We start from the raw sequence: 2,560 nt of genomic DNA on the forward strand, positions 1-2,560 counted from the left end.
CTTCTGGAAAGTTGGACCATAGCAGGTGATAGTCCTGTAGGCACAAATTGTTGCGGACGAGTGGTATCCTGAGTACGGCGGGACCGGAGAAATCCTGCCTGAATTTGCCAGCACCATCTGGTAAGGCTAAATACTCCTCAGAGACCGATAGTGAACCAGTACCGTAAGGGAAAGGTGAAAAGCACCCTAAACAAGGGAGTGAAATAGTACCTGAAACCGTACGCCTACAAGCGGTCGGAGCCTGGCAACGGGTGACGGCGTGCCTTTTGCATAATGAGCCTACGAGTTACTCCTCACTGGCGAGGTTAAGTTCTTAAGTAACGGAGCCGTAGCGAAAGCGAGTCCGAATAGGGCGACTAGTCAGTGGGGGTAGACGCGAAACTTTGTGATCTATCCATGAGCAGGTTGAAGGTGTGGTAACACACACTGGAGGACCGAACCCGTTAGCGTTGAAAAGCTCTGGGATGACTTGTGGATAGGGGTGAAAGGCCAATCAAACTGAGAGATAGCTCGTTCTCCCCGAAATGTTTTTAGGAACAGCCTCGGATACAACGTCTGACAGAGGTAGAGCTACTGATTGGGCTAGGGGGCTTCACCGCCTACCAAACCCTGACAAACTCCGAATGCTGTCAGATTAGTCCGGGAGTGAGGCTGCGGGTGCTAAGATCCGTGGCCGAGAGGGAAATAACCCAGATTAGCAGCTAAGGTCCCTAAGCGTATGTTAAGTTGATCAAACGAGGTGGGATTTCTATAACAGCCAGGATGTTGGCTTGGAAGCAGCCATTCATTTAAAGAGTGCGTAACAGCTCACTGGTCGAGAGATCCTGCACGGAAAATAATCGGGCATCAAACATACCACCGAAGCTCTAAATTCAGCAGTAATGTTGAGTGGTAGGGGAGCATTGTCATCTGCATCGAAGGTGAACGGCGACGTTTGCTGGAGCGTTGACAAAAGAAAATGTAGGCATAAGTAGCGATAAAAGTAGTGAAAAACTACTTCACCGTAAGACTAAGGGTTCCTGATCAACGTTAATCGGATCAGGGTTAGTCGGGTCCTTAGGCAAAGCCGAAAGGCGCAGCTGATGGAAAACTGGTTAATATTCCAGTACCTGCTTTAGTTCCGATGGGGTGACGAGGTAGTGAAAGATCCGCGGGGCAACGGATGTTCCCGTTAAAGGGTGTAGTTATATAGATCTCAGGTAAATCCGGGATTTATGGCGAACCTGATAGTACAGCGAAGCTTCGGCCAAGCTGATAGTGATCCTAATCAAACCTCCAAGAAAAACCTCTAAGGTGTGGCTAAAGCAGCCCGTACCGCAAACCGACACAGGTAGTCGAGGCGAATAGCCTAAGGTGCTCGGGTGAGCCGCGGAGAAGGAACTAGGCAAATTGATGCTGTAACTTCGGGATAAAGCATACCACAGTAATGTGGTCTCAGTAAAATGGTTCAACCAACTGTTTAACAAAAACACAGGGCCCTGCAAAATCGTAAGATGACGTATAGAGCCTGATACCTGCCCGGTGCTGGAAGGTTAAGGAAGGATGTTCGGCGCAAGCCAAAGCTTCTGACTGAAGCCCCAGTAAACGGCGGCCGTAACTATAACGGTCCTAAGGTAGCGAAATTCCTTGTCGGGTAAGTTCCGACCTGCACGAATGGTCTAATGAGTTGAACGCTGTCTCCTCCGCGAGCCCGGCGAAATTGTAGTATCGGTGAAGATGCCGGTTACCCGTCACGGGACGGAAAGACCCCGTGAACCTTCACTACAACTTTGCATTGATTTTGAGCAAACAATGTGTAGCATAGTTGGGACGCTATGAAGCAGGTACGCTAGTATTTGTGGAGCGGTCGTTGAAATACCAACCTTTGTTTGCTTAGACTCTAATCCCGTTGGGAAACAGTGCATGGTGGGTAGTTTGACTGGGGTGGTCGCCTCCTAAAAAGTAACGGAGGCTTGCAAAGGTTCCCTCAGTACGGTTGGTAATCGTACGCAGAGCGCATTAGTATAAGGGAGCTTGACTGTGAGACAGACAAGTCGAGCAGGGGCGAAAGCCGGCTAAAGTGATCCGGTGGTTCTGTATGGAAGGGCCATCGCTCAAAGGATAAAAGGTACTCCGGGGATAACAGGCTGATCTTTCCCAAGAGCTCATATCGACGGAAAGGTTTGGCACCTCGATGTCGGTTCGTCACATCCTGGGGCTGGAGAAGGTCCCAAGGGTTCGGCTGTTCGCCGATTAAAGTGGCACGTGAACTGGGTTCAGAACGTCGCAAGACAGTTCGGTCCCTATCTGTGATGGGCGTTAGAATATTGCGTGGACATGACCTTAGTACGAGAGGACCGGGTCGTACGGACCGCTGGTGTATCTGTTGTGCCGCCAGGTGCAGTGCAGAGTAGCTACGTCCGGCCAGGATAAACGCTGAAAGCATCTAAGCGTGAAACCTTCCACAAGATGAGTATTCTTTTAAGGGTCGTCGGAGACTACGACGTTGATAGGCTACAGATGTAAAACTGGTAACAGTAAAGTCGAGTAGTACTAATTGCCCGTACGCTTTAATTTTTTT

At 49.8% G+C, this 2,560-nt stretch carries 1 rRNA gene; it reads left to right on the forward strand.

Annotated features, from left to right (window positions below):
- Window positions 1-2,557: ribosomal RNA gene (locus tag P2W70_RS30545) — 23S ribosomal RNA — on the forward strand; the annotation flags it as partial.
- Between the last annotated feature and the right edge of the window lie 3 nt (window positions 2,558-2,560).

The organism is Paraflavitalea pollutisoli, from assembly GCF_029360705.1.
Taxonomy (GTDB): Bacteria; Bacteroidota; Bacteroidia; order Chitinophagales; family Chitinophagaceae; genus Paraflavitalea; species Paraflavitalea pollutisoli.